This is a genomic window from Streptomyces sp. NPDC086766, assembly GCF_044746005.1.
GTDB lineage: Bacteria > Actinomycetota > Actinomycetes > Streptomycetales > Streptomycetaceae > Streptomyces.
This window is the reverse complement of the sequence record NZ_JBIVBI010000015.1, coordinates 156,650-180,808: the sequence shown is the minus strand read 5'-3', so window position 1 is coordinate 180,808 and position 24,159 is coordinate 156,650. Positions and strand designations below refer to the sequence as shown.

Below are 24,159 nucleotides of genomic sequence, written 5' to 3'. Positions count from 1 at the left end.
GCAAGGTGCGTGACGTGCCTACCTTGCTGATCGTGCATCACACGCCCTCGCCGAACTGCCAGACCATGTTCGAGGCCGTCGTCTCCGGCGCCACGAGCCCGGAGATCGAGGGCGTCCGCGTGGTGCGGAAGGCGGCGCTGTCCGCCACGGCCGCCGACGTCCTCGCCGCCGACGCGTACCTGCTCGGCACCCCGGCGAACCTGGGCTACATCTCCGGCGCCCTGAAGCACTTCTTCGACCAGATCTACTACCCGTGCCTGGACGAGACCAGGGGGCGGCCCTTCGGCTACTACGTGCACGGCGGCAACGACGTCACCGGAGCGGTGCGTGCCGTCGAGTCGATCACCACGGGCCTCGGCTGGCGCCTCGCGGCCGAGGCGGTGCGGGTGACCGGAGAGCCGGGCAAGGCCGACGTCGAGGCGTGCTGGGAGCTGGGCGCGGTGGTGGCCGCCGGACTGGCGGACTGACGGGACTGACGGGACTGACGGGACTGACGGGGACTCAAGGGGCTGAACGCACTGGACGGACCGACGGACCGGGCAGCACTCCCGGCATCCGGTGCGTCCGGGCCCAACGGCCCGTATGCGAGGGCCGGTCGGGGGCATCCGCAGAGCACGACACATGAGAACCCCACTCTGCGAAAGGAAGCCCTCGTGCTGGCCATCGTCTCCGCGGTCCTGTTCTTCATCTCCTTCCTGATCAACGCGGCCGACATCTCCACCAACGGCACCTTCACCTCGACGAACATCATGCTCATCGGACTCGCCCTGCTGGCCCTGCACGTCGCGGGCATCGGCAGTGGCTGGTCGGTCCGCGGCCGCAGACGCTGAGCGCGCGGAGGGGCGCCGACAGGCCTCGGCGAGTACGGCGGTCCGCCGCCGTACTCGCCGAGGCCTGTCGGCGCCCACTCGCATGTCCCGCCGCGCCGTCCCTCCGCCATGCGGACACCGGTGTCCGGCTTCCGCTCTTGACTTCCGGTCAGTGGACCCTCACCATCCAGGCACCCCCACTTGAACGTGGACATGCCATAACGCGGGTCCGTGGAACCGTCGCGGGCACCGCGGGAGTCCACCTCGGAAGACGGAGCCCCCACATGAAGCTCTCCGTTCCCGGGCGCCTGCCAACGGCCCTCACCGCCGCCGCCACCGCCGCCCTGCTCACCGGCACCTCCCTGGCCTGGGCCGACCCCGCGCCCCGGGCGGCGGCCGCGACCCCGGACATCCCCCTCGCCAACGTGCAGGCCCATCTCGCCCAGTTGCAGTCCATCGCCACCGCCAACGGCGGCAACCGTGCGCACGGCCGCCCCGGTTACAGGGCCTCGCTCGACTACGTGAAGGCCAAGCTGGACGCGGCCGGATTCACCACCACCGTCCAGCAGTTCACCTCCTCCGGCCGCACCGGCTACAACCTCGTCGCCGACTGGCCGGGCGGCGACACGGACCGGGTCCTCATGGCCGGCTCCCACCTCGACAGCGTCAGCGCGGGCCCCGGCATCAACGACAACGGCTCCGGCTCGGCGGCGTTGCTGGAGACCGCGCTCGCCGTCTCCCGGGCCGGGTACCACCCCGCCAAGCACCTCAGATTCGCCTGGTGGGGCGCGGAGGAACTCGGCATGGTCGGCTCCCGCACCTACCTGAACCGGCTCGCCGCGGCCGACCGCGCCAGGATCGGCGGCTACCTCAACTTCGACATGATCGGCTCCCCGAACCCGGGCTACTTCGTCTACGACGACGACCCCGCGATCGAGAAGACGTTCAAGGACTACTTCACCGGGCTCGGAGTCGCCACCGAGCCGGAGACGGAGGGCGACGGCCGCTCCGACCACGCGCCCTTCAAGAACGCGGGCATACCCGTGGGCGGGCTCTTCAGCGGCGCCGACTACGTCAAGACGGCGGCACAGGCGGCCAAGTGGGGCGGCACCGCGGGCCGGGCGTTCGACCGCTGCTACCACGCGTCCTGCGACACGTCGGCCGACATCGACGCGACGGCCCTGAACCGCAACGCGGACGCCCTGGCGTACGTCGTGTGGGCGCTGTCGTCGTAGCGCACCGCGGGCCCGTCAAAAGCACGACCGCACCTGTGCTGACGTTCCGTCAGGACAGGTCGATCAGGTGGTGCAGGGGCGTGCCGTGGGCCCATCGGTGCAGCAGGGCGCCGTCCAGGAGACGGGTGCCGCCCTGCCGCCGGGCCCACCGCACGTCCCGGACGCTGAAGGTGCCGCGGTGCACCACCAGCGGAGCGCCGGCGCCCAGGACACGGTACGCGGACGCCGCACCCGCGACCGTCAGGCACACGGCCACGACGAGGCAGCTCAGCGCGGGCAGCACCTCGCGGAACTCGGGGCCGTAGCGGCCCTGGGCGCGCAGCAGGCGCACCGTGCGCCGCCGCCGTTCCCGGCGCGGCTCGCGCCGCCCGGCTCCGTGCCGCCTCCAAGCCACCAGGGTCGGCTCCCCCTTGCCCTGCGCGTGCGGGCGTTGTGGGGGAGCGATACCCGTCGGTGCGGCGCGGGCCGCGCCGGGAGCGGCTTTCGGCCGGTACTCGCCGCAGAACTGACCGGGATCCGGCCCCGCGCGCGGGCGCCCCGCGGGGGCCGGACCGGGGGGGGGCAGGCGGCGGAGGTCAGCCCAGGTTGCCGGTGCGGGCGTCCCGCCACAGGTCGACGCCGCCGTCGACGGCGTACTTGTCGATCTCGGCCAGTTCCTCGGCGCTGAAGTCGAGGTTGCCGAGCGCGGCGACGTTCTGCTCCAGCTGCTCCACCCGGGAGGCGCCGATGACCAGCGAGGTGACGCGCTCGTCGCGCAGGGCCCAGGCCAGCGCCATCTGCGCCAGGGTCTGGCCGCGGCGGGCGGCGACGTCGTTCAGGGCGCGGAGCCGGTGCAGCATGTCCTCGGACAGCCAGCCGGTGTCGAACGAGGTGCCCTGCGCGGCCCGCGAGTCCTGCGGGACCCCGTCGAGGTAGCGCCCGGTCAGCAGTCCCTGGGCGAGGGCGGTGAACCCGATGACGCCGAAGCCCTCCTCCTGGGCGGCGTCCAGCAGGCCCTCCGTCTCGATCCAGCGGTTGACCATGCTGTACGACGGCTGGTGGATGAGCAGCGGGGTCCCGAGGTCGCGCAGGATGGCGACGGCCTGACGGGTCCGCTCGGTGTCGTACGAGGAGATGCCGACGTACAGGGCCTTGCCCTGGCGGACCGCGGTGTCCAGCGCGCCCATCGTCTCCTCGAGCGGGGTGCTCGCGTCGAGGCGGTGGGAGTAGAAGATGTCCACGTAGTCCAGGCCCATGCGCCGCAGGGACTGGTCGAGCGAGGCCAGCACGTACTTGCGGGAGCCGCCGCCCTGGCCGTAGGGACCGGGCCACATGTCCCAGCCCGCCTTGGTGGAGATCACCATCTCGTCCCGGTAGGGCGCGAGGTCCTGCTTCATCAGCCGCCCGAAGTTGATCTCCGCGGAGCCGTAGGGCGGGCCGTAGTTGTTCGCGAGGTCGTGGTGGGTGATCCCGAGGTCGAAGGCGCGCAGCGCGATCTCGCGCTGCGTCTCGAACGGCCGGTTGTCCCCGAAGTTGTGCCAGTAGCCCAGGGACAGGACGGGCAGGTCGAGTCCTGAGCGTCCGGTGCGGCGGTAGCGCATGGTGCCGTTGTAGCGCTCGGGGTCCGCGACGTGGTTCATCGGGTGATCTCCGAAAGTGGTGCAGGCAAGGGGTGCCCCCCGCCGGATCGGCGAACATGGGGGGACCTGTCCACCCTGCTCCTCGTTGATCCTGAAGTCCAACCGTTCCTTCGCATCGCATTCAGAAGCACCGCTGATGAATACGGTCGCCGGGTCGCGGTCGCCGGGCTGCCGCGCCGCGGTCGCCGGACCAGGGCGGGGCGGCTCTCCCGGACGCTCGGTCCGCCGGGAAAGCCGTCCCGCGCGGGGGCGTCAGCCGTGGTAGGTGATGTACCCGTTGCCGTCCCGGTCGTCGCGCGACGCGGTGTACGCGTGCGTGTCCGCGTGGACGCCGGACGGCTTGTACAGGTAGATGGTGTCCTTGTCGTTGTTCCAGATGAAGTTGCAGTTCTGGCGGTAGACGACGTTGTTCGCGTCGGAGTCGGTGCCGTGACCGCCGCGCAGCTTCACGTAGTCGCCGGGCTGCAGGTAGTGGTTCGTGGGGAACGTGAACCTGTTGCCGGCGGCGTCCTTCACGACGTAGCCCTTGAGGTTGACGGTCGCGGTGCCGGAGTAGTTCTTGATCGTCAGGTACTCCGACTTGGTGTTGCCGGTCGAGCAGCTGTTGGAGTCCCGCCCGGGAGCGTCGAACTGGACGCCCTTGATCTTGAGTGCCGACGAGTACTCGGTGGCCTGGGCCGGCCCGGCGGCCACGACGGCGAACGTACCGGCGGTGGCGGCGACGGCCAGGGCAGAGCGTATGCGCATTGAGGTCCCCCCTCGGTGAAGCGGATGAAGCGCCTGGAGCATATCCGAAGGTGAGGGGAAGGTGTGGGCGAGGTGGAGGAAACGTGAAGACGTCGAAGGTGGCGGGCGGCCCGGCGCGCGCTGTGGGCGGGGCCGCCCGCCCCCCGGCCTACGGGTTCAGCCTGACCGGCAGTTCGAAGAGGTCGTTCTGCGTCACCACCGGCTTGTTGCGCAGCTCCGACACCGGGACCGCGAGGTCCAGACGCGGGAAACGGGCGTACAGGGCCGGCAGCGCGACGGCCGCCTCCAGCCGGGACAGGGCCGCGCCCGGGCAGACGTGCGGGCCGTGCCCGAAGGAGATGTGACGGTTCCTCGACTCCCGCGTCACGTCGAAGTCGCCCGCGGTGGGCCCGTACGCCCGCTCGTCACGGCCGATCGCGCCGTACGACACGATCAGGGCGTCGCCCGCGGGGATCACCTTGTCGCCCACCGGCACGTCCTCGGTCGCGAAGCGGATCAGCACGTGCGAGGTCGGTGTGGACCAGCGCAGGGTCTCCTCGACCACGGCCGCCCAGTCGACCTCGCCGGACAGCACCCGCGCCCGCTGGCCGGGATGGGTGGAGAGGTTGACCACCGCGTTGACGATCAGTGAGATCGTCGTCTCGTGGCCGGCCGCCACCATCAGCTGGAGCGTGGAGACGATCTCCTCGTCGGTGAGACGGTCGCCGTCCTCGGAGGCCAGCACGAGCGCGCTGGTCAGGTCGTCGCCCGGCGCGGCCCGCTTGGCCGCCACCGTCTCGGCCATGATCCCGGCCAGCTCCGTCAGTGTCGCGACGACCTCGTCCGGCGGGGTCTGGGTGGAGAAGAACTTCTCGAACAGGACCTTCAGCCGGGGGAGCCGGGCGGTGTCGATGCCCATGAGGTCGGCGACGACGTACATGGGCAGCGGGTAGGCGAAGGCCGCCTTCAGATCGACGACGTCCTCGTCCGTCGGCAGCCGGTCGAGCAGCTCCTGCGTCAGCTTCTCGATCCGCTCCCGCATCCGCTCCACCCGCCGCGGGGTGAGCGCCTGGGCGACGAGGGCGCGCAGCCGGCGGTGGTCGGCCCCGTCCACCGTGAGCATGGAGCGGCCCGGGTTGGCGAGGCCGATCAGCGGCCAGTCGGCGGGTATCTCGCCGCGCCGCCAGGCGCCCCACACCTCGATGTCCTTCACCAGCCGCGGGTCGGTGAGCAGGGCCTTGGCCTCGGCGTGGTGGGTGACGGCCCAGACCGGGACGCCGCCGGGCAGTTCGACGGCCGCGAGCGGGCCGGCGGCGCGCAGCCGTGCGCTCTCGCCGTCCAGGTCGCCGACGAAGGGGTCGAGGGCGATACGGCCCTCCGTGGTACCGGTCGGTGCTTCGATGCCGGTCGTCATCGTGACGTGCCTCCCAGGGCAGGGGTGGGGGTGAACCGCACGGGCAACTCGGTCAGTCCCCGCAGCCAGGGCGAGGGACGACGGGTGAGGGACTCGGCGGGCACCGCCAAGTCGATGTCCGGCAGGCGGTCGAGGACGACCTCGATGCCGGTCCGCGCGATCACCTCGGCGATCTCCTGCGCGGGGAAGGGACAGCGGTGCTCGCCGTGACCGAAGGAGAAGTGGGCGTTGTTGCCGCCGGTCAGGGCCGATCCGTCGGTGCGGACCTGCGGGTCGGAGTTGGCGCCCTGCAGACCGAGCAGCAGCAGGTCCCCGGAGCGGATGCGGCGGTCGCCGAGCCGGGTGTCGCGGGACGCCCAGCGGCCCGCCACGTTCTGCGTCGGGGTGTCCTCCCACAGCACCTCGTTCATCGCCTCGCCGACGCTGTTGCGGCCGCCGAACAGGGAGGCGGCGAAGCGGGGGTCGGTCAGCATCAGGCGCAGCGAGTTGCCGATCCAGTCGGCGGTCGGCTGGTGGCCGGCCGCCATCATCACCATCAGGTCCTGCGCGATCTCCTCGCCGCTGAATCCGCCGGGGCCGGCCAGCATCCGGGAGACCACGTCGTCGGCCGGCCGCTCCCTGCGGTCGGCGAGCAACCGCGCCATCGACGCGGCCAGATGGGCCTGGCCCGCGATCGCCCGCTCCCGGCCGTCGATCATGTCGTTGAGAGCGGTGACCAGACCCGGACCGTCCTCGTCGGCGAAGCCGTACAGGCGGGCGAGGACGCGCACCGGCAGCAGCATCGCGTAGTGGGCCACGAGGTCGGTCTCGCCCTCGGCGCAGACCGCGTCGATCAGCTCGTCGGCGAACCGCTCGGCGTGCCGCCGCAGTTCGGAGGGGTCGACCTCCTCCAGGGCGTCACCGATCATCGCGGCCCGTTCGCGGTGCCGCTCGCCGACCGTGTACAGGATGGACGGCTGCCGGCGGCCGATCATCGGCAGCAGCGGCCAGTCGGCGGGGATGTTCTCCCACTGGTTCCACAGTTCGGAGTCGCGGCTGAACAGCACCGGATCGCCCGTGACCTGGTGCAGCTCGCGGTAGCCCAGCACCAGCCAGGCGGGCACGCCGCCGTCGAGCAGCACCGGGGCGACGGCGCCGTGCTCGCGCCGCATCTCCCGGTACAGGCGGGCGGGTTCGGTCCGGAACCGGGGGCCGCTGAGGGGGACGGCGTCGGGGGTCACACGTACTCCTGGAGGGGCGGTGCCGCCTGCGCGGCCGGAACGGCACGGCTGTTCTTGATGTGCTGGACGAGCGTGATGAGGACCTGCTTGCCGGACTCCCGCGAGCGGGCGTCGCAGCCGACCAGCGGCACCCGCGGGTCCAGGTCGAGGGCCTCGCGGATCTCGGCGGGCGTGTGCGCGGGTCCGCCGAAGTCGTTGCAGGCGACGATGAAGGGCGTGCCGTGGTGCTCCAGCCGGTCGATGGCGTACCAGGAGTCCCCGATGCGCCGGGTGTCGACGAGGACGACCGCCCCGAGCGTGCCGGAGAACAGCCGGTCCCACAGGAACCAGAACCGCTCCTGCCCGGGCGCTCCGAACAGGTACAGCACGTTGCGCGCGTCCAGCGAGATGCGGCCGAAGTCGAAGGCGACGGTGGTGGCGATCTTGCCGCGCACGTCGCTGGTGTCGTCGACCGCCTCGCCCGCCCGGGTCATCGTCTCCTCGGTGTTGAGGGGACGGATCTCGCTGACCGAGCGGACCAGGGTCGTCTTGCCGACGCCGAAGCCGCCCACGACCACGATCTTCAGGCCGTTGTCTGCGGAGGCACCCAGCGGGGTGCGCGCGTCAGAGGTTGCGGAGTCCAACGAGCACCTGCTCCAGGATGTCGGGGTCGTATACGGCTGCCCTGCGGGGATGGCGGGCGCTGACGCGGCCCGCCGCGAGAAGGTCGCCGAGCAGGACCTTGGTGATGCTCACGGGCAGTCGCAGCTCGGCGGCGAGCTCCACGACGGCCGTCGGGAACCGGGCCAGCCGCAGGATCGCCACGTGCTCCGACTGCATCCCCGGCGCCGGCTCCGACTCGGCGACGACCAGGGTGACCAGGTCGAAGGGGTTGTCGTGGCCGGAGCGGCTGCGCCCGCCGGTGAGCGTGTAGAGGCGGTCCGGGGCGTCGTCCCGGCCGGGTCGGCTCATGAGGTGCGGGGCTGCGCGGTGAGGTACTCGCCGAGCTGCTCCACGAGCTCGCTCATGTTGTGGCCGACGAGGCCGGCGTCCGCGTCCTCACCGGTGAGGACGGCGAGGTGCGCGCCCGCTCCGGCCTCGACGATGAACAGGACACCGCCGTAGAACTCGGTCATCGCCGAGCGCACCCCTCCGCTGCCGTCCCCGAACTCGACGGACGCGCCGTGGGACAGCGACTGGATGCCCGCGGCGATCGCGGCGAGCTGGTCGGCCTGGTCGACGGTCAATTCGGGGGAGCGGCACAGTTTCAGTCCGTCGCGGGAGAGCACGAGCGCGTGCCGCGCGCCCGGGGTTCGCTCCAGCAGTCCCTCCAGGAGCCAGGTGAGCTTGTCGTCGGCGGTGGTCGGGCCGGTCATGAGGTGGGGTCGCCTTCCGGGTGCGCGTACGGGTGTGAGGGCATGTCGGCCGGCGCGGACGCGGCGGCGGAGGGATCGGCCTGGTGCCGCGCGTCCGTCCTGTCCCGCGCGCCCGCGTGGTCCGGGGGTGTGGCACGCACGGCCTGCCGGAAGCTGCTGAAGCGGGCGGCGCGGACCTTTGCGTCGTCGGCGGCGGGTGCGCTGCGCGGCTCGGACGCGCGGGCCGCGGCCCGGGCCCGCTCGGCCTCGGCGAGGGTGCGGCCCCGGCGCCGCTTGGGCAGGCTCGTGGGCCGCTCGTCCACGCCGCTGCCGCCGTTGCCGCCGCTCGCGGAGAGGTCGGCGCTGTCGGCGCCCGCGTGGACGGGTGCGGGGCCCGCGTCGTCCGCGGGCGCGGCGGCCTGCGGGCCCGCGACGCGCTCAGCCGCCCCGGCCGCGGGCCGCGCGTCGGCGGTTCCGGGGTTTCCGGCCGTCGGCGAGGCATCGGCGGCTCCGGACTCCCCGGTCGCGGCCGGTGCGTCGGCGGAGGTGGGCTGTCCTGCGGTCAGTGGTGCGTCATTGGCTCCGGGCTTCCCGGTCGCCGGCGGTGCGTCGGCGGAGGCGGGCTTCCCGGCCGCCCGCCGTGTGCCCGCGGGCCTATGCGGGGCGGCGGCGCTGGTGAGGATCTCCTGCGGAACGAGTATCAGAACCCCGGTGCCACCGCGCGCGGAGGGCCGGAAGGAGACCTTCAGGCCGTACTTCCGCGCCAGGCGGCCGACGACGGCGAGCCCGAGCCGGGTCCCCGTCAGGCCGCCGAGCCCGGAGATGTCGCCGGAGACCGCCCGCTCGGCACGGCGCAGCTGGGTCTCGCCCATCACCAGCCCGCTGTCCTCGACGGACACGATGACGCCGGAGGGCACCTCCTCGACGTAGACGTGCACTTCGGCCGTCGGCGGGGAGAAGTTGGCCGCGTTGTCGAGGAGTTCGGCGAGGGCGTGCATCACGCCCTCGGCCGCGTGACCGGCGACCGCGCTGTCCCCGGACGCGTGCACGCGCACGCGGCGGTAGGCGCTGATGCGCCCCATCGCGCCGCGCAGGATCGACTCCATCGAGATGGGACGTGCCCAGCGGCGCCCCGAGCGCGCGCCGGTGAGCACGGCGACGGAGTCGGCGAGGCGGCCCGCCTGGGCGGTGCGGTGGTCCAGGTGGAGCAGGTCGGTGAGGACGTCCTCGTCCGCGTGGCGCTCCTCCATCTCGCGCAGGTCGGCGAGTATGGCGGTGGTCAGGGCCTGCATCCGGCCGGCCGCGTTGGCGGTGGCGGCGATCGCCGTGTCACGGGCGCGGGTGGCGCGTTCCAGGGCCGCGGCGAGGTCGGCGTTCTCCCGCGTGAGGCGTTCCAGCCCGTGGGCGCTCTCGTCTTCGAGGCGGGTCCGCTCCTGGGCGTGGTACTCGGTGAACTCGACGCGCTGGCGGCCCAGTTCGTCGATCAGGTGCTGCCGCTCGCGCTGCGACTCCGCCACCAGCCGGTCGCGCTCCTGGACCAGCCGCTCGGTGTCCAGCGTGACGGTCTGGAGCCTGCGGCGGGCGATGCGGGCGGTCTGCCGGGCGTGCACGGCCAGCAGCACGGCCGCGACCAGGACCACGGCCGCCACCCCGGCGCCCCAGGCGAGCGGGGTGCGCACCGCGGCGGGCGCCGCCGAGACGGCCGTGGCGAGGGCGACCGCGGAGAGGACGGCCGTGCAGGCGGGGAGGGGGGCGAGAGCGCGAAGGGCGGGTCGCTCGCCGGGCGGCGTGGGCGCGGTCATCAATCGGGTCCTCGGGCGGCCGCCGGCGTGGTCGCGGGCGGGCCTCGGTCGGGTCCTTGGACGGGAGGCGTGACAGGTGACGGGGGGAGTAGGAGTGGTCAACTCGCGGTCACTATACGAGCTTTGGTGATCGGATTGCGAAGACTCCGGCTGTATTCGTCGAGTACGCCGGTCACTTGGTGTCGAGCCTGCGACGACCGAGGGCACGGCGGGGAGAACACCACCGCGCGACCGGAACCCGCCGTGGAGGTGCCCGCCGTGTCGTCCCCGTCCACCGGCCCGCCGTCCGTTAGCCTCGCGTGGTCCGGTGGGTTTCGACGTGCACGGAGGACAGGACGGCGGGGATCGATCGCGAGCGGCTCATCGGAGTGCTGACCTTCTGGCTGCGTCCCGCCTTCGCGCTGCGCGTGATCAACCGGTTCCAGAAGGTCGTGGGCTTCGACCGCGCGATGGCCCTGGCGTCCGGCGCGCTGACCGCGCTCGTCTCGGTCGTGATCCTCACCGGCGCCCTGCTGAACGGACTCGGCGGCGAGGACACCGCGGACCGCATCATCAAGCGCTACGGCCTCACCCACTCCGGCGCGGAGGCCGTCAGGTTCCTCTTCACCCCGGCCGAGGGGGAGAGCACCGGGGTCGGCTTCTTCGGAGCGGTGTTCCTGGTGATCTCCGCGCTCAGCTTCGCCCGGGCCGGCCAGCGGCTGTTCGAACAGACCTGGGAACTCAGGCCGCTCAGCGTGCGCAACACGCGCAACGGCCTGTGGTGGATCCTCACCCTCGCCGTCTACGTGACGGTGAGCGGCTGGCTGTACGCCGCCCTCGGCAGGGGGCGGTTCGGCCTGGGCGCCTCCCTGTACGAGGCGCCGGTGACCGCCGTGTTCCTGGTCTGGAGCGGCCGGATCCTCTCCGCGAAGCGGATCACCGCGGGGGAGCTGCTCCCCTTCGCGGTGATCGCGGCCGTCCTCTCGGCGCTGTACTCGGTGGGCGCCACCTTCTACCTGCCGCACCTGTTCAACTCCTACGCGGCGCGCTACGGGTCGGTCGGCGCCGTCTTCGCGATGATCTCGGCGCTCTTCGGCGTCATGCTGGTCCTCGTGGCCTCGGCGGCGGTGGGCCGCGAGGTGGGGGACGAACTCGTCCGGATCGGCCAGGGGCGCCGGCCCTCCGCGGACGAGGTCCGCCGGGAGTGGGACACCCTGAGGGCCCAGACCCGGCTGCGCTGGCGCTCCGCCCGCACCCACATCTCCCGCCGCCGGGACGGGAACCGCGACCCGGACGCCCGGGGCTGACCGGCGCCCCCGGCGGGCCGAACGGCCCTCGCACCCCTCCCGCGGCCCCTGGTAGTCCGGAACCAGACGCAGACCCGGGGGGGACCCAGGGAGGCCACGATGCCCACGCGACGCACACGCCGACGCCGGACGTACGCCCGGCCGCGGACCCGTCCGTTCGCCGGGGTCTCCCGCGCCGTCCCCGTCGTCCTGGCCTGCGGGGCACTGGCCGCCTATGCGCGGTGGATCCGGCCCAGGCTGCTGACCTGGGGTGCGACACACGAGGAGATCACGCGGGTCTACCCGGGCGACGAACTCGTCCCCGACGCCGACGCCACGTCGACCATGGCGACGACCCTGCCGGCGCCGCCCGAGACGGTGTGGGCCTGGCTGGTGCAGATGGGATACGACCGCGGAGGCCGGTACAGCTGGGACTGGCTGGACCACTACGGCCGACCCAGCGCCGACCACATCGTCCCCCGGTGGCAGACGCTGGAGGAGGGCCAGAGCATCGACACGGCGCGCGGCGGCCGGTCCTGGTTCTCCGTGGCCCTGATCGCACCCCACCGCACCCTGGTCCTGCGTTCGGACCTCGACCTCACCCGTGGCCACTCGTTCGACCCGCGCACGGGGCCGGCGCCCCGGGCCCGCCTCGACGGGATCTGGGGCTTCCACCTGGCCCCGGCACCCGGCGGCGGAACGCGCCTGGTGGTCCGCACCCGCGGACTCGGCCGCCCACGCCCGCTCACCCGGCCGTTGGACCTGCTGATCGGCGAGCCCGCCCACTTCGTCATGCAGGCCCGTCAGTTCCAGAACCTGCGCACCCGGGTCGCGGCGGCGGCGTGACGGCGCGCGGACGGGAGGTCGCCGCGGCGAGCGGCTGGAGTGCCGATGAGAACCGGTGAGGGCGGCGCGGCCGCCGTACGCGAGGCCGGGGGGACGCCGAAGTTCACCGGGGCGCTCCTGCTCGCCGTGCTCGGGCCCGCGGTGTCGTTCACCGTCACCGCCGTCGACCCTCTCATGCTGAGCCTGAACCTCCCCCTGATCGGCCGGACCTTCGGCGTACCGCCCGACGTCCTGGGGTTCCTGGGCGGGGCGGCGACGCTCGTGGTGGCCTCCGCCGTCCTGGCCGTGGGCAATCTCGGCGACGCCCACGGACCCAAGCGGCTGCTGGTCGCGGGCCTGGCCGCCGGGATCCTGGTGAACCTGCTCTCCACGCTCTCGCCCGACTATCCGTTCCTGCTGGTGATGCGTCTCCTGGACGGGCTGGCCATGGCCGCGATGCTGGGGTTGTCCCTGGCCCTGCTCACCGTCTCCGTGCCCTCGGGCTCCCGGCCCCTCGCCCTCGGCGTCTTCATGGCCGTCGACATGGGCCTGTACGGGGTGACCCCGCTGGTCGGGGGAGCGGTGGTGGACTGGCTGGGCTGGCGGGGCGTCTTCCTGCCGGCCGCCCTGCTCTCGCTGGTGGCCCTGGTGCTGACCGTGCGTCACGTCGCCGTGCCGCCCGGCCACCGCACCTCCCGGCTCGACGTCGTCGGGGTGACCCTGTTCGGCCTCGCCCTGCTGGGCTTCGTCCACGGCATCGGCGCGGCGCAGAACGGGCTGGGGCACCCCGAGGCCTGGATCCCGCTGGCGGTCAGCGCCCTCCTCGCGGCCGCGTTCGTCCGCCACGAGCGCAGGACACCGGAACCGGCCATGCCGCTGGAACTGTTCCGCAGACGGCCCTTCGCGGTCGCCGTGCTGGCGGCCCTGACCCTGAACTTCCTCTCCGCCGGGTTCAGCGTCGTCCTCGGGCAGTTCGGCTCCGGCGTGCTCGCGCTGTCCACACGGGAGATCGGCCTGCTGTACCTGCCCGGCACCGCGGTGATCGTGGCGTCCGGCATCTACGCCGGGCGGGTCATGGCGGCGCACTCGCCCCGACCGCTCATGCTCACCGGCCTTGCGGTGCTGATCGGCAGCAGTCTGCTGATGGCGGCCACCGTCGAGCCACGGATGGCCCTGTGGCTGCTCGTCCTGGCCACCTGGACCTGCAACCTCGGCACCTTGATCACCTCGGCCTCCGCCTCCGAGACGATCCTGTCCCACACGCCCCCCGGCAAGGCCGGCACCACCGCCGCCGTCCAGCCGGCCTTCGGCATGACCGGCTACGCCCTGGGCCCCACGGTCTACCTGCTGCTGCTGGACCTGTTCTTCGAACGCCGGTGGACCGCGGACGCCGAGGCACGCGGGATCTCGCTGAGCCAGGCCGGGGAGGCCGTCGACACGGTCCGGGGCGCGATGGCCACCAGCCCCGGTACGGCCGGGTACGACCCGAACCTGCTCCGGCAGGCGTCCGGACTGGACCTCGCCCTCGACTACACGAACGGCCTGCGCCTGACGATGCTCACCGTCAGCGCGGTGCCCCTGCTGGTGCTGGTGGCCGCGTACAAGGTGATGCCGCGCCGCTCCGGACGCGCACCGCGGAGCGAGGGACGCGCTCCGCGCGGCGACGGGCACGCACCGCGGAGCGAACAGTGAGACCCGGGGCGGCGATCGGGGAACGGATCGCCGGGCCCGGAGGCCGGCCGAGCTGTGACGGAGCCCGCCTTCGGGTACTGCTAGAACAGGGCCGGCGTCCGTCGCCGGCCGGTGAGGAGACGGTCCGATGACCGCGGGAGACATCGACGTCGGGACGGTGGGAGCGCTCGTCGCGGAGGCGGTCCTCGCGCCGTCCATGCACAACGCGCAGCCCTGGACGTTCCGCTTCCTGACGGACGAGGGTGTCCTCGAACTGCGCGCCGATCTCGCGCGCGCCATGCCGCGCACCGACCCGGACAACCGGTCGCTGTACATCGGCTGCGGAGCGGCCCTGTTCAACCTGCGGGTGGCCGCCGCGCACGAGGGGCTCGCGCCGGGGGTCCGGCTGCTGCCCGACCCCGGCGACCCGCACCTGCTGGCCGCGCTCCGCCTCGCACCCGCCGGCCCCGGCGGGGCGCCCGACGACGAGCTGGCGCGCCTGCACCCCGCGCTCCGAAGGAGGCACACCAGCCGGCACCCGTTCACGGACGAGCCGGTCCCGCAGCCCGTACGGGAGGAACTGTGCGAGGACGCCGAGCGGGAGGGGGCCTCGCTCGCCTTCGCCCAGCCCTGGCACGGCGACTTCGTCCTGGAACTGGTGCGTGACGCCGAGGCCCGCGACGAGTCGGACCCGACCGGACGTGAGGAACTGGAGCACTGGACCCGGCTGGGCGCCGAGGCGGAGACGGCCGTCGACGGCGTGCCCGAATACGCCTTCGGGCCGCGCAAGACCGACGGCAAGGCGCCCTGGCGCGACTTCGCAGGCCGCCGGGCCACCGCCGACCGCGGGGCGACCGCCTTCGAGCGCAGTCCGCAGCTGGCGCTGCTGAGCACCCCGGGCGACAGCCCGGCGGACTGGCTGCGCGCGGGTCAGGCCCTGGAGCGCGTCCTGCTGAAGGCCACCCTGGCCGGCCTGGCCGGCTCGCTGACCTCGCACCTGCTGGAGAGCGGCGACCTGCGCGGGCTGAGCCGGGACCCCGTCGTCGGGGAGGGCCCGGTTCAGATGGTGCTGCGCCTGGGCTACGGCCCCCAGGGCGTGGTGACGCCGCGCCGCCCCGTGTCGGAGGTGCTCACCATCGTGTGACGCCGGTACGGCGGCCATTCTTTTCCCACGACTTTTCTGCACGCGGGTGTGTATGCCTAAGTCGGGGGTATCCGGTGCTCACCGTGGTCAGGCACGGGACCGACGAGCAGGGGAGGGGCATGATGACGGCGACAGCGACGGCGGCAGCGGCTGTGGAGACGAGGACGGTACGGCTGCCGGAGGTCGAGGACCCGTCCAAGGTCGCCCCGAAGGACGCCCGCGAGCTGAGCAAGCTGTTCTTCGACCAGCTCGCGGTCCTGGAGGAGGGCACGCCCGAGCACCAGTACGCCCGGAACACGCTGATCGAGATGAACATGTCCCTGGTGCGGTTCGCCGCCGCGCGGTTCCGCAGCCGCGGGCCGGGCGAGATGGAGGACATCGTCCAGGTCGGCACCATCGGACTGATCAAGGCGATCGACCGGTTCGAACTGGCCCGCGAGGTCGAGTTCACCTCCTTCGCCATTCCCTACGTGGTGGGTGAGATCAAGCGCTTCTTCCGGGACACCTCCTGGGCCGTCCACGTGCCGCGCCGCCTCCAGGAGGCGCGCGTGCAGCTGGCCCGCGCCACCGAGGAACTCAGCAGCCGGCTCGGCCGCACGCCGACGGTGAAGGAACTGTCGCAGCTGATGAGCCTGTCCGAGGAGGAGGTCATCGAGGCCCGGCTGGCCTCGAACGGCTACAACTCCGCCTCCCTGGACGCCGCGATCGGCGGCAGCGAGGACGGCGAGACCGTGCTGGCCGACTTCATCGGCGCGCAGGACGGTGCCCTGGAGCTGGTCGAGGACTTCCACGCGCTGGCGCCGCTCATAGCCCAGCTGGATGAACGCGACCGCCAGATCATCCACATGCGCTTCGTCGAGGAGCGCACCCAGGCGGAGATCGGCGAACGCCTCGGCGTCTCCCAGATGCACGTCTCCCGGCTGCTGTCCCGCCTGCTGGCCCGGCTCCGCGAGGGCATGCTCAGCGCCTCCTGACCGGCGCTCCCGCCCCCGCGCTGTCCGGCCGCCCGGCCGGGCACCCCGCGCCCAGCCGCCCGTGACGACCGGCCGCCCTGACGCACGGCCGCCCGTCACGGGCGGCTGTCTGCGTCCGCGGTTCGGCGTTCCGCGTCGCCGTACGGGTTTCCGATTCGTTCGCCACATGGCTGTTCGTGTCCGCCGTACGGCTTTCCGTGTTCGCCATGCGGCTTTTCACGCCCGCCATACGGCCGTCCGCGTCCGCCTGCCCGCGCCGGGGGCGGCCGCCGGTCACGGGCGGGCGGCGCGTCACACCAGGCCGGTGACCGTCACCGTGACACGGGCCGGAACCGCGTCCGCGGGGAGCCCGGCGGCCATGCGCTCCCGCGCGGTGCCGCGGACGGCGCGGGCCACGTCGACCGTCCGGGCCCCGGCCAGGGCCACGAGGTGGATGTCCACCTGCCAGGCGCCGCCGTCCCCGGCCCGGCTCATCCGCACGCCGGCCGGCCGGCCTCCGGCCCGACCGGGGCCGCCCGCGGTGCGATCGGAACGCAGCCGCCCGTAGACGCCCGGCCTGAGGAAGGCCACACCCGGCACGTCCTCCACGGCCCTGGCGATGTCCCGCTCCAGGCCGGCACGCAGGTCGGAGTCGCTCATCGGTCACGTCCTTCCCCGGTGCTGTCCCGGTCGTCGTTCACGTCGTCTACGTCGTCCCGCACGCCGGCCGTCTCTTCCACGAGGTCGGTGACTCGGATGTCCACCATCGAGACCGTCAGCCCCAGCCGTTCCTCGGCGGCCTCCCACACCCGACGGCGGACCCGCTCGGCGGTCTCCGGGAGCGGGACGGTGGCCGGCGCGTGCACCTCCAGGCGTACCTCCACGGCCGGGGAGCCGGTGTCGCGCGGGGGAGTGAGACGGCAGGAGCCCGCGCGGACGCCCGTGACGGTCTCCGCGGCGGCCCGCAGGGTCCGGGCGGCGGGCGCCTCCATGATCCACAGATCCTCCACGAGGTCGCCCAGAGGCAGCGGACGCCCCGGCCGCAACTCCATCCGGACGACGTCCATCACCCGCCGGGTGAGCCCCGACACGTCGTACGCGCTCGCCGTCTCCTCGCGCAGTTCCTGCACGGCCGACTCCAGCCGCTCCAGCTCCCGCACCGCCTCCCGGCAGTGCGGGCAGGAACGCAGGTGCGGGTCGCCGGCCCGCTGCTCCCAGTCCTGCCAGACCTCGAAGAGCAGCCGACCGCAGGCGAGCTGCTCGTCGTCCCCGCCCCCGGCCGGCGGCGGGTCGTGCGGGTCGATGCGGGTGGTCATCGCCAGGCCCCCAGTGCTTGTGTCAGGCAACGGCGTGCACGGAAGACGCGGGCGCGGACGGCCTCCCGGGTGATGCCGACCGTTTCCGCGATGAACTCGTAGGACCGGCCGTCCCATTCCCTCAGCACCCAGCAGGCGCGCTGCTCGGGCGACAGCCGGTCGAGGGCGTCGCGCATCGCCCGCATCGCGTCCCGGGACTCGGCGATCCGGGGCGGGGACACGGAGTGCTCCGGTGCGGGCACGTCCTCCGCCGTGTCCAGGGGGCCGACGGGCTTGCGGGCGCGCAGCACGTTGAGGCACCGGTTGGTGACGATCCGGTACATCCAGGTGCCGAAGGCCGACCGCCGCTGGAACTCCGGCAGCCTGCGCCACGCGCTGATGAAGGCGTCCTGGACGGCATCCTCGGCCTCCACCGGGCTGCCGAGCATCCCGGTGGCCAGCCGTACCAGTGCCGGGGCGTGCCGGCGCATCAGCAGCGCGAAGGCCTCCTCGTCACCCTCCGCCGCCCGGACGGACAACAGGTCGTCGGAGAGCCGGGCGTCGTCCGCCCCGCCGTCCGCCGTCGGGCGTGCGGTGTCTCTGCGGGCCCCCGCCACCGGGCGGCTCCTCTCGTTCGGTCCTGATCGTTGGACACGGCAGCGTGGTGCCCTGTTACGCGGAATTCCGTGATCGGATGCGAAGCGGACGCACGACCGGCAGGAGCGCCGGGGGTTTTTCGGGGAATCCGCGTCACAGACGTGGCCGTGCCGGGTCTGACGCAGTGAGAGCAGTTCATCCGCAGCAGAGAGGACACGGCTCATGACCACGCAGACCTCGCCGACCGCCCCCACGGCCTCCGCTCCCCGCGCCGAGCAGGCCACGACGGCCTTGGCGGGCGGCACCACCGGCGCCGACCAGCCCGCCGCGACGCGCGGCCGCACCTCGATCGCCGACGTCGTCGTGGTGAAGCTGGCCGGCATCGCGGCCCGGGAGATCCCGGGCGTGTACGACATGGGCGGCAGCCTGTCCCGCACCCTCGGCGCCGTGCGCGACCGCGTGCCCGGCGGCCGGCCGAACGTGGGCCGCGGGGTGAAGGTCGAGGTGGGCGAGCGGCAGACGGCCATCGACCTGGACCTGGTGGTCGAGTACGGCGTCCCCATCACCGACCTGGCCCGGGACGTCCGGGAGAACGTCATCGCCGCCGTGGAGCGCGTCACCGGCCTGGACGTCGTCGAGGTGAACGTCACCGTCAACGACGTCCACCTGCCCGGGGACGACGCCGAGGAGACGACGGCCGAGTCCCGCGTGGCCTAGCGCCGCCCGAGGCCAGGTGGAAGCGACACACGGTGAGAGGTGGACGAGGATGAGCACCGCGTTCGTGGGCATGATCGCCGGTATGGCCCTGGCGTTCGCCGGCTGGTTCGGCGGTTTCGGAGCGTTCCTGCTCGTGGCCGCGCTGGGTGCCCTGGGCTGGGCGGCGGGCCGGTGGTTCGAGGGCGGCGGCCGGGTGCGGGACCTGCGGGACCTGGTCGAGCGGGGCCGCCGATGACCACCGGGGCGGAACGGGGGGCCATGACGGTCTCGGAGCGGGACACCACGACCGTCGCGGAACGGGGCACGACCACGGTCTCGGACCGCGCGGTGCGCAAGATCGCCGCGGCGGCGGTCCGGGAGGCCCTGCCGGGCCGGGTGGCCGGGGCCACGGGCAGTTCGGCCACCGTCCGCGGTCGCCGGGCCGAGGTGGCGCTCGAGGTGACGCTGCCCTATCCCGCCCCGCTGGCCGAAGGGGTACGCACCGTGCAGCGGCACATCGCCGCGCGGACCCGCCTGCTGACCGGTCTCGATGTCGCCGAGCCGGCCGTCAACGTCACCGCGCTGGCGGACTCGTCCGCCGCTCCCCAGCCGCCCACCGCCGCACCGTCCGCCGCCGGACCGGCCGACGCCGCCGCCCGCCCGGGCCCGCGTCGGCGCACCCCCCGCCGGTGGTGGTCGCGGCGGCGACTGCCGACGGCCCTGCTCACCCTCGCCGCCGCGCTCGCCTGCGGTGCCCTGGCCTTCGACCTGATCCTCGTGCGCACCGGGCACCGCCCGCCCGCGGCCTGGCGCACGGGAGCCGCCGACTGGCTGGCGCACCACGGCCCGGGCGACCCGCCGGTCGTGCTCGCCGGAGCCGTGGCCGCCGCGCTCGGCCTCTGGCTGCTGGTGCTCGCCGCCACACCCGGCCGCCGCGGCGTCCTCACGGTCACCTCCCCGGCACCGGGTACGGACGTCGCCGTGGACCGGTCGGCGGTGGCCGCCCTGGTGCGGGACGCGGTGGCCGGCGCGGACGGGGTCGGGCCGGTGACGGTGCGGGTGCGCCGCCGCCGCGCCACCGTCCGCGCCGCGCTCGCCTTCGGCGAGGTCGCGACCGCCCGCGACCACGTCACCGAGGCCGCGCGCCACGCCCTGGCGGACTGCGGCCTGCGCCGCACCCCGCGCCTGCGCGTGGTCGTCACCCCGGACCCGGTCTGGACACCCCCGACACCCGCCGAACCCGCGCCGGCGACGCCCCCGCTCCCGCCGCCGGCCCCTGCCACGGCACCGCCCGCCGAGGCCGACACCGGAGACGTGGCCGAGACGGGGAACGAGGCCGGAACCAAGGCCGAGGCGGACGCGGGAGCCGTGGCCGAGACCGGGAAGGAGTCGGGAACGAGGGCCGAGGCCCGTCCCGCAGCCGTGGCCGAGACCGAGGCCGGGACCAAGGCCGAGGCCGACACCGGGGCGACGACCGGAACCGAGGCCGTGCCCTCCCCGCCCACCGTGCCGCCCCCACCGGCCGCACCGTCACCCCCGGGCCGGACGGCGGCGACCCCGTCCGGACCGGCCTCCTCCGAATGGACCAGATGATGCGACGGCTGCACGCGGCCGTGAACCGGACCGTCCTCACGGTCACCGGCCTGGCGCTGGTGCTCGCGGGAGGCCTCCTGGCGGTGGCGCACACCCCGCTCGCGTCCCGCCTGCCGGTCACCTGGCTTCCCCCTCGGCCGGGGGGTCCGCTGCTGGACCCGGACCGCCTCGCCGCGCTCCGCGCGGAGAGCTGGTGGACCCCGGCCACGACCGCCGCGTCCATCACCGCCGCCCTGCTGCTCGCGCTGTGGAGCGTACGGCAGTTCGCCGGCCGGGCCCGCCCGCTGCTGCCGCTGCCCGCGCCGGGCGGCGCGCTCGGGAGGCGCGCCCTCGAGGACGCCGTGGCGCGGCGGGTGCTCGGGGTCGAGGGTGTGGCCCGCTGCCGGGTCGGCATCGGCGCCCTGGGCCGCCGGCGGCTCCGCGCCGACGTACGGGTGTGGCTTCTGCCGGACACCGCCCCCGCCGCCGTCCTGCCGTCCCTCACCCGCCTTCTGGGGCAGGCCGAGGAGGCGGCGGACCCCTACACGCTCGACGGCCGGATCCGCCTCAGCGGCCGCGCCCACCGGATGCCGCATGTCCGCTGAATCACGCACCCAGGGCACCGGACGCCTGCCCCGCGCGCTGCCCCGCCCGCCCGCCGCGTGGTGGCCGGCGCTGCGCAGCACCCCGGTGTCCATGTGGCACGACGACGTGTCCGACTACGCGGCCGCGCTCACCTACTACGCCATCCTGGCCGTGCTGCCCGCACTGCTCGCCACCGTCATCGCCTTCGGGCTGATCAGCCCCGACACCGCGGAGCGGTTCATCGGCCAGGTCAGCGCCTACGCCCCGGCGCAGTCGGGCGCCGAACTGCACGACGTCCTGGCGCGTATGCTGCGTGCCGACTCCACGACCTGGACCCTTCTGGTGACCGGCGCCGGCAGCGCCCTGTGGTCGGCCTCCAGCTATCTGGCCGTCTTCCGCCGCGCGTTGCACCGGATGCACCGGGTGGAGGACCACCGCTCGCCCTGGCGCAGGGCGCACCGCATCGTCCTCACCGCCCTGGCCCTCCTCGGACTGCTCGTCGTCAGCGCCCTCGTCCTGATCCTCACCGGGCCGGTCGCCGAGTCCGTCGGGCGGTTCCTCGGCCTCGACGCGACCGTCGCGTGGGTCTGGAGTCTGCTGCGCTGGCCGCTGCTGATGGGTCTCGCGGTGGTCCTGGTCGTCGTCGTGTTCCACACCGGGCCGGTCCAGGCACGCCGGCACGGCCGCACCCTGCCCGGCGGTGTGCTGGCCGTGGCCCTGTGGCTCGTGGTCTCCGCCGCCTTCGCCCTGTACGCCTCGGCGCTCGGCGCCTACAGCAGGCTCTACGGCTCCCTCGCCGGCGTCGTCGTCTTCCTGATCTGGCTCTGGCTGTCCAACCTGGCCCTGCTCACGGGCGCCCAGTTCGCCGCCGAACTGGGCAAGCCCCAGGACCGCCACCGCGTCTGACGGCCACGCGGCGCGCGGCCGGGCGGGCCGGTCACCGCTTCAGCCGTATCCACGTGTGGGCCAAACGGGTGTTTTCCGTCCGGCGCTGGTCCGTGTCGGTGACAGGCGCCGTCCCATCCCCGGCCGCGAGCGCGAGGATGGTGCCGGGTCCTGCGGTGTGCGCGGGTACTCGTGGACGCAAATCTCCTAGGAAAGCGTGTGTCGGGCCCCATGACAGATGTTCAGCAGAGCGGGCAGGAAACCGTCGGGGCCCGTCGTCCCCTGCGGCCCGGAGCCGTGGTGGTCAAGTGGATGACGACCACCGACCACAAGACGATCGGCTCGCTGTATCTGATCACGTCGTTCGCGTTCTTCCTGATCGGTGGCGTGATGGCGCTGCTGATGCGCGCCGAGCTGGCCCGCCCGGGCCTGCAGATCGTGTCGAACGAGCAGTTCAACCAGGCGTTCACGATGCACGGCACGGTCATGCTGCTGATGTTCGCGACACCGCTGTTCGCGGGCTTCACCAACTGGATCATGCCGCTCCAGATCGGCGCCCCCGACGTGGCCTTCCCGCGGCTGAACATGCTGGCCTACTGGCTGTACCTGTTCGGCTCGACGATCGCGGTCGGCGGGTTCCTCACCCCCAGCGGGGCCGCCGACTTCGGCTGGTTCGCCTACAGCCCGCTGTCCGACGTGGTGCACTCGCCCGGCCTCGGGGGCGACCTGTGGATCATGGGTCTGGCCTTCTCCGGCTTCGGCACCATCCTCGGCTCGGTCAACTTCGTCACCACGATCATCTGCATGCGCGCCCCGGGCATGACGATGTTCCGCATGCCGATCTTCACCTGGAACGTGCTGCTGACCGCGGTGCTGGCCCTGATGGTCTTCCCGGTGCTGGCGGCGGCGCTGTTCGCGCTGGAGGCCGACCGCAGGTTCGGCGCCCAGGTCTTCAACTCGGCCAACGGCGGAGCGCTGCTGTGGCAGCACCTCTTCTGGTTCTTCGGCCATCCCGAGGTGTACATCATCGCGCTGCCGTTCTTCGGCATCATCACCGAGGTCATCCCGGTCTTCTCCCGTAAGCCGATCTTCGGCTACATGGGGCTGGTCGGCGCGACGATCGCCATCGCGGGCCTGTCGATCACCGTGTGGGCGCACCACATGTACGTCACCGGTGGCGTCCTGCTGCCGTTCTTCTCCTTCATGACCTTCCTGATCGCGGTGCCGACCGGGGTGAAGTTCTTCAACTGGATCGGCACCATGTGGAAGGGCAGTCTCTCCTTCGAGACCCCGATGCTGTGGGCGGCCGGCTTCCTGGTCACCTTCCTCTTCGGCGGTCTGACCGGCGTCATCCTGGCCTCGCCCCCGATGGACTTCCACGTCTCCGACAGCTACTTCGTGGTGGCCCACTTCCACTACGTCGTCTTCGGCACCGTCGTCTTCGCGATGTTCTCCGGCTTCCACTTCTGGTGGCCGAAGATGACCGGCAAGATGCTCGACGAACGCCTCGGCAAGATCACCTTCTGGACCCTGTTCGTGGGCTTCCACACCACCTTCCTGGTACAGCACTGGCTGGGCGCCGAGGGCATGCCGCGCCGCTACGCCGACTACCTCGCCGCCGACGGCTTCACCGCCCTCAACACGGTGTCCACCATCGGGTCCTTCCTGCTGGGCCTGTCGATGCTGCCCTTCCTGTACAACGTGTGGAAGACGGCCAAGTACGGCAGGACGGTCGGCGTCGACGACCCGTGGGGCTACGGCCGTTCGCTGGAGTGGGCGACCTCCTGCCCGCCGCCGCGCCACAACTTCGTCACCATGCCGGTGATCCGCAGCGAGTCCCCGGCCTTCGACCTGCACCACCCCGAACTCGCCCTGACGGACAGGCGGGAGAATCTGGAAGTCCGCCGATGACGGACGCGGTGAGACGCGGAGCGGACGACGCGGCCCTCGCCGCCGAGACGGTCAACCAGGTCGAGGGGTACCTGCTCTGGCAGGCCCGGGTGGCCGAGGCGGAGCAGCGCGCCCGTGCCTTCACCGAGCCGCTGCACTGGCTCACCGGCGCGCAGCGGGAGGAGGTCGAGCGGCACTACGTGCGCGAGTGCCTGTCCCGTGCGCGCGCCGATCTGCAGCGCGTGGCCGACCGGAGCCGGTCGCTGCGCGCCGAGTACGAGCAGCGCTACCGCCAACTGCGTGCCCGCTGCCTGGCCTTGCTGATCACCACGGTGACCCTGGTGTCCGCGCTCGCCGCGGTCACCGTGATCCTCGCACGGTGGTGACGGGCGCCCCGCCCCTCACCCCCGCGAGCCGGTCGACGTGCCCGGCCGGCAGCGGCGTGCTACGGTCGATCTCGAGCAGGGCACCGAAGAACCGGTACCCGGCGCTGCGTTGGTGGTCCAAGGAAAGACGCCCCGCTTCCCGCGGGGAGATGCAGGTGCAAGGCCTGCCCAGCGCTCGACGAGACCCCGCCCCCGGATTCCGGGGGCGGGGTTCTTTCGTGTCCGAGACCGCGCGG

27 protein-coding genes are annotated in these 24,159 nt (G+C 73.2%); 15 read left to right on the top strand and 12 right to left on the bottom strand.

Features of this window, described 5'->3' with window-relative positions; genetic code table 11:
* Nucleotides 1-14: 14 nt before the first annotated feature.
* From ACIPM1_RS26090 to ACIPM1_RS26080, 3 genes are all read left to right on the top strand, one after another.
* Nucleotides 15-467 carry an NAD(P)H-dependent oxidoreductase gene (locus ACIPM1_RS26090; RefSeq protein WP_356183165.1) on the top strand — a complete coding sequence of 151 codons (453 nt, stop codon included), beginning with the start codon at nt 15-17 and terminating at the stop codon, nt 465-467.
* Nucleotides 468-653: 186 nt separating this feature from the next.
* Nucleotides 654-830, top strand: coding sequence for a hypothetical protein (locus tag ACIPM1_RS26085; protein WP_402438692.1), 177 nt, complete (start codon nt 654-656; stop codon nt 828-830).
* 263 nt (nt 831-1,093) lie between these two features.
* Nucleotides 1,094-2,044 (top strand): M28 family metallopeptidase, encoded by a 951-nt coding sequence (locus ACIPM1_RS26080; protein WP_402438690.1) that lies wholly within the window; start codon nt 1,094-1,096, stop codon nt 2,042-2,044.
* A gap of 49 nt (nt 2,045-2,093) precedes the next feature.
* Here the strand turns inward: ACIPM1_RS26080 and ACIPM1_RS26075 are convergent, their stop codons facing one another.
* From ACIPM1_RS26075 to ACIPM1_RS26035, 9 genes are all read right to left on the bottom strand, one after another.
* Nucleotides 2,094-2,438, bottom strand: a complete 345-nt coding sequence (locus ACIPM1_RS26075; RefSeq protein WP_402438688.1) for a hypothetical protein — start codon at nt 2,436-2,438, stop codon at nt 2,094-2,096.
* Between the two features lie 181 nt (nt 2,439-2,619).
* Entirely contained in the window at nt 2,620-3,663 is a 1,044-nt protein-coding gene (gene mgrA, locus ACIPM1_RS26070; protein ID WP_402438687.1) for an L-glyceraldehyde 3-phosphate reductase, read from the bottom strand.
* Nucleotides 3,664-3,915: 252 nt separating this feature from the next.
* Nucleotides 3,916-4,410, bottom strand: coding sequence for a lamin tail domain-containing protein (locus ACIPM1_RS26065; RefSeq protein WP_356183177.1), 495 nt, complete (start codon nt 4,408-4,410; stop codon nt 3,916-3,918).
* A gap of 148 nt (nt 4,411-4,558) precedes the next feature.
* Nucleotides 4,559-5,803 (bottom strand): cytochrome P450, encoded by a 1,245-nt coding sequence (locus ACIPM1_RS26060; RefSeq protein WP_402438685.1) that lies wholly within the window; start codon nt 5,801-5,803, stop codon nt 4,559-4,561.
* Nucleotides 5,800-7,023, bottom strand: a complete 1,224-nt coding sequence (locus ACIPM1_RS26055; RefSeq protein WP_402438683.1) for a cytochrome P450 — start codon at nt 7,021-7,023, stop codon at nt 5,800-5,802. The genes ACIPM1_RS26060 and ACIPM1_RS26055 overlap by 4 nt, the downstream gene beginning before the upstream one ends.
* Nucleotides 7,020-7,646 carry a GTP-binding protein gene (locus ACIPM1_RS26050; protein WP_402438681.1) on the bottom strand — a complete coding sequence of 209 codons (627 nt, stop codon included), beginning with the start codon at nt 7,644-7,646 and terminating at the stop codon, nt 7,020-7,022. Before ACIPM1_RS26050 ends, ACIPM1_RS26055 begins: the two co-directional genes overlap by 4 nt.
* On the bottom strand, nt 7,627-7,974 hold the full coding sequence (locus tag ACIPM1_RS26045) for a DUF742 domain-containing protein (RefSeq protein WP_402438679.1): 348 nt from the start codon (nt 7,972-7,974) through the stop codon (nt 7,627-7,629). Before ACIPM1_RS26045 ends, ACIPM1_RS26050 begins: the two co-directional genes overlap by 20 nt.
* Nucleotides 7,971-8,378, bottom strand: a complete 408-nt coding sequence (locus ACIPM1_RS26040; protein WP_356183189.1) for a roadblock/LC7 domain-containing protein — start codon at nt 8,376-8,378, stop codon at nt 7,971-7,973. The genes ACIPM1_RS26045 and ACIPM1_RS26040 overlap by 4 nt, the downstream gene beginning before the upstream one ends.
* Complete coding sequence (locus ACIPM1_RS26035) at nt 8,375-10,159, bottom strand: sensor histidine kinase (protein ID WP_402438677.1); 1,785 nt, start codon at nt 10,157-10,159, stop codon at nt 8,375-8,377. Before ACIPM1_RS26035 ends, ACIPM1_RS26040 begins: the two co-directional genes overlap by 4 nt.
* A gap of 299 nt (nt 10,160-10,458) precedes the next feature.
* Between ACIPM1_RS26035 and ACIPM1_RS26030 the strand changes: the two genes are divergently transcribed.
* The 5 genes from ACIPM1_RS26030 (at nt 10,459) to ACIPM1_RS26010 (ending at nt 16,038) form a co-directional block, all read left to right on the top strand.
* A complete protein-coding gene (locus ACIPM1_RS26030) occupies nt 10,459-11,445 on the top strand; it encodes a hypothetical protein (protein WP_402438676.1) in 987 nt (328 codons plus the stop codon).
* A gap of 99 nt (nt 11,446-11,544) precedes the next feature.
* Nucleotides 11,545-12,270 (top strand): hypothetical protein, encoded by a 726-nt coding sequence (locus ACIPM1_RS26025; RefSeq protein WP_402438674.1) that lies wholly within the window; start codon nt 11,545-11,547, stop codon nt 12,268-12,270.
* Nucleotides 12,271-12,315: 45 nt separating this feature from the next.
* Complete coding sequence (locus ACIPM1_RS26020) at nt 12,316-13,941, top strand: MFS transporter (RefSeq protein WP_402438672.1); 1,626 nt, start codon at nt 12,316-12,318, stop codon at nt 13,939-13,941.
* A gap of 127 nt (nt 13,942-14,068) precedes the next feature.
* The gene (locus tag ACIPM1_RS26015) at nt 14,069-15,064 is read left to right on the top strand and encodes an Acg family FMN-binding oxidoreductase (RefSeq protein ID WP_402438670.1); all 996 of its coding nucleotides are present in this window, start codon (nt 14,069-14,071) and stop codon (nt 15,062-15,064) included.
* Between the two features lie 119 nt (nt 15,065-15,183).
* The gene (locus ACIPM1_RS26010; protein WP_356183204.1) at nt 15,184-16,038 is read left to right on the top strand and encodes a SigB/SigF/SigG family RNA polymerase sigma factor; all 855 of its coding nucleotides are present in this window, start codon (nt 15,184-15,186) and stop codon (nt 16,036-16,038) included.
* Between the two features lie 291 nt (nt 16,039-16,329).
* Here ACIPM1_RS26010 and ACIPM1_RS26005 read toward each other — a convergent pair whose 3' ends face one another.
* The 3 genes from ACIPM1_RS26005 to ACIPM1_RS25995 are packed head-to-tail and all read right to left on the bottom strand — an operon-like array spanning nt 16,330 to nt 17,929.
* Nucleotides 16,330-16,677, bottom strand: a complete 348-nt coding sequence (locus ACIPM1_RS26005; protein WP_402438668.1) for a hypothetical protein — start codon at nt 16,675-16,677, stop codon at nt 16,330-16,332.
* A complete protein-coding gene (locus ACIPM1_RS26000; protein WP_402438666.1) occupies nt 16,674-17,333 on the bottom strand; it encodes an Asp23/Gls24 family envelope stress response protein in 660 nt (219 codons plus the stop codon). The genes ACIPM1_RS26005 and ACIPM1_RS26000 overlap by 4 nt, the downstream gene beginning before the upstream one ends.
* Complete coding sequence (locus ACIPM1_RS25995; RefSeq protein WP_402438664.1) at nt 17,330-17,929, bottom strand: RNA polymerase sigma factor; 600 nt, start codon at nt 17,927-17,929, stop codon at nt 17,330-17,332. The genes ACIPM1_RS26000 and ACIPM1_RS25995 overlap by 4 nt, the downstream gene beginning before the upstream one ends.
* A gap of 202 nt (nt 17,930-18,131) precedes the next feature.
* Here ACIPM1_RS25995 and ACIPM1_RS25990 point away from each other — a divergent pair, with 202 nt between their 5' ends.
* From ACIPM1_RS25990 to ACIPM1_RS25960, 7 genes are all read left to right on the top strand, one after another.
* Nucleotides 18,132-18,626: an Asp23/Gls24 family envelope stress response protein gene (locus tag ACIPM1_RS25990; RefSeq protein WP_402438663.1), complete on the top strand. Its 495-nt coding sequence runs from the start codon at nt 18,132-18,134 to the stop codon at nt 18,624-18,626.
* A 49-nt stretch (nt 18,627-18,675) separates the two neighbouring features.
* Nucleotides 18,676-18,861 (top strand): hypothetical protein, encoded by a 186-nt coding sequence (locus ACIPM1_RS25985; RefSeq protein ID WP_356183213.1) that lies wholly within the window; start codon nt 18,676-18,678, stop codon nt 18,859-18,861.
* A gap of 23 nt (nt 18,862-18,884) precedes the next feature.
* Nucleotides 18,885-20,198: a DUF6286 domain-containing Asp23/Gls24 family envelope stress response protein gene (locus ACIPM1_RS25980; protein WP_402438661.1), complete on the top strand. Its 1,314-nt coding sequence runs from the start codon at nt 18,885-18,887 to the stop codon at nt 20,196-20,198.
* Nucleotides 20,186-20,782: a hypothetical protein gene (locus ACIPM1_RS25975; RefSeq protein ID WP_402438659.1), complete on the top strand. Its 597-nt coding sequence runs from the start codon at nt 20,186-20,188 to the stop codon at nt 20,780-20,782. Before ACIPM1_RS25980 ends, ACIPM1_RS25975 begins: the two co-directional genes overlap by 13 nt.
* A complete protein-coding gene (locus ACIPM1_RS25970; protein WP_402438657.1) occupies nt 20,772-21,668 on the top strand; it encodes a YihY/virulence factor BrkB family protein in 897 nt (298 codons plus the stop codon). Before ACIPM1_RS25975 ends, ACIPM1_RS25970 begins: the two co-directional genes overlap by 11 nt.
* Before the next feature lie 210 nt (nt 21,669-21,878).
* A complete protein-coding gene (gene ctaD, locus ACIPM1_RS25965) occupies nt 21,879-23,558 on the top strand; it encodes a cytochrome c oxidase subunit I (protein WP_402438655.1) in 1,680 nt (559 codons plus the stop codon).
* Nucleotides 23,555-23,923 (top strand): cytochrome C oxidase subunit I, encoded by a 369-nt coding sequence (locus ACIPM1_RS25960; protein ID WP_402438653.1) that lies wholly within the window; start codon nt 23,555-23,557, stop codon nt 23,921-23,923. Before ctaD ends, ACIPM1_RS25960 begins: the two co-directional genes overlap by 4 nt.
* The last annotated feature ends 236 nt before the right edge of the window (nt 23,924-24,159 follow it).

Excerpts from the sequence above, each read along its gene's own strand:
- ACIPM1_RS26080 (WP_402438690.1), top strand. The coding sequence starts at position 1,094 with ATGAAGCTCTCCGTTCCCGGGCGCCTGCCAACGGCCCTCACCGCCGCC.
- mgrA (WP_402438687.1), bottom strand. The coding sequence starts at position 3,663 with ATGAACCACGTCGCGGACCCCGAGCGCTACAACGGCACCATGCGCTAC.
- ACIPM1_RS26065 (WP_356183177.1), bottom strand. The coding sequence starts at position 4,410 with ATGCGCATACGCTCTGCCCTGGCCGTCGCCGCCACCGCCGGTACGTTC.
- ACIPM1_RS26060 (WP_402438685.1), bottom strand. The coding sequence starts at position 5,803 with ATGACGACCGGCATCGAAGCACCGACCGGTACCACGGAGGGCCGTATC.
- ACIPM1_RS26045 (WP_402438679.1), bottom strand. The coding sequence starts at position 7,974 with ATGAGCCGACCCGGCCGGGACGACGCCCCGGACCGCCTCTACACGCTC.
- ACIPM1_RS26040 (WP_356183189.1), bottom strand. The coding sequence starts at position 8,378 with ATGACCGGCCCGACCACCGCCGACGACAAGCTCACCTGGCTCCTGGAG.
- ACIPM1_RS26035 (WP_402438677.1), bottom strand. The coding sequence starts at position 10,159 with ATGACCGCGCCCACGCCGCCCGGCGAGCGACCCGCCCTTCGCGCTCTC.
- ACIPM1_RS26025 (WP_402438674.1), top strand. The coding sequence starts at position 11,545 with ATGCCCACGCGACGCACACGCCGACGCCGGACGTACGCCCGGCCGCGG.
- ACIPM1_RS26020 (WP_402438672.1), top strand. The coding sequence starts at position 12,316 with ATGAGAACCGGTGAGGGCGGCGCGGCCGCCGTACGCGAGGCCGGGGGG.
- ACIPM1_RS26015 (WP_402438670.1), top strand. The coding sequence starts at position 14,069 with ATGACCGCGGGAGACATCGACGTCGGGACGGTGGGAGCGCTCGTCGCG.
- ACIPM1_RS26010 (WP_356183204.1), top strand. The coding sequence starts at position 15,184 with ATGATGACGGCGACAGCGACGGCGGCAGCGGCTGTGGAGACGAGGACG.
- ACIPM1_RS26005 (WP_402438668.1), bottom strand. The coding sequence starts at position 16,677 with ATGAGCGACTCCGACCTGCGTGCCGGCCTGGAGCGGGACATCGCCAGG.
- ACIPM1_RS26000 (WP_402438666.1), bottom strand. The coding sequence starts at position 17,333 with ATGACCACCCGCATCGACCCGCACGACCCGCCGCCGGCCGGGGGCGGG.
- ACIPM1_RS25990 (WP_402438663.1), top strand. The coding sequence starts at position 18,132 with ATGACCACGCAGACCTCGCCGACCGCCCCCACGGCCTCCGCTCCCCGC.
- ACIPM1_RS25985 (WP_356183213.1), top strand. The coding sequence starts at position 18,676 with ATGAGCACCGCGTTCGTGGGCATGATCGCCGGTATGGCCCTGGCGTTC.
- ACIPM1_RS25980 (WP_402438661.1), top strand. The coding sequence starts at position 18,885 with ATGACGGTCTCGGAGCGGGACACCACGACCGTCGCGGAACGGGGCACG.
- ACIPM1_RS25975 (WP_402438659.1), top strand. The coding sequence starts at position 20,186 with ATGGACCAGATGATGCGACGGCTGCACGCGGCCGTGAACCGGACCGTC.
- ACIPM1_RS25970 (WP_402438657.1), top strand. The coding sequence starts at position 20,772 with ATGTCCGCTGAATCACGCACCCAGGGCACCGGACGCCTGCCCCGCGCG.
- ctaD (WP_402438655.1), top strand. The coding sequence starts at position 21,879 with ATGACAGATGTTCAGCAGAGCGGGCAGGAAACCGTCGGGGCCCGTCGT.
- ACIPM1_RS25960 (WP_402438653.1), top strand. The coding sequence starts at position 23,555 with ATGACGGACGCGGTGAGACGCGGAGCGGACGACGCGGCCCTCGCCGCC.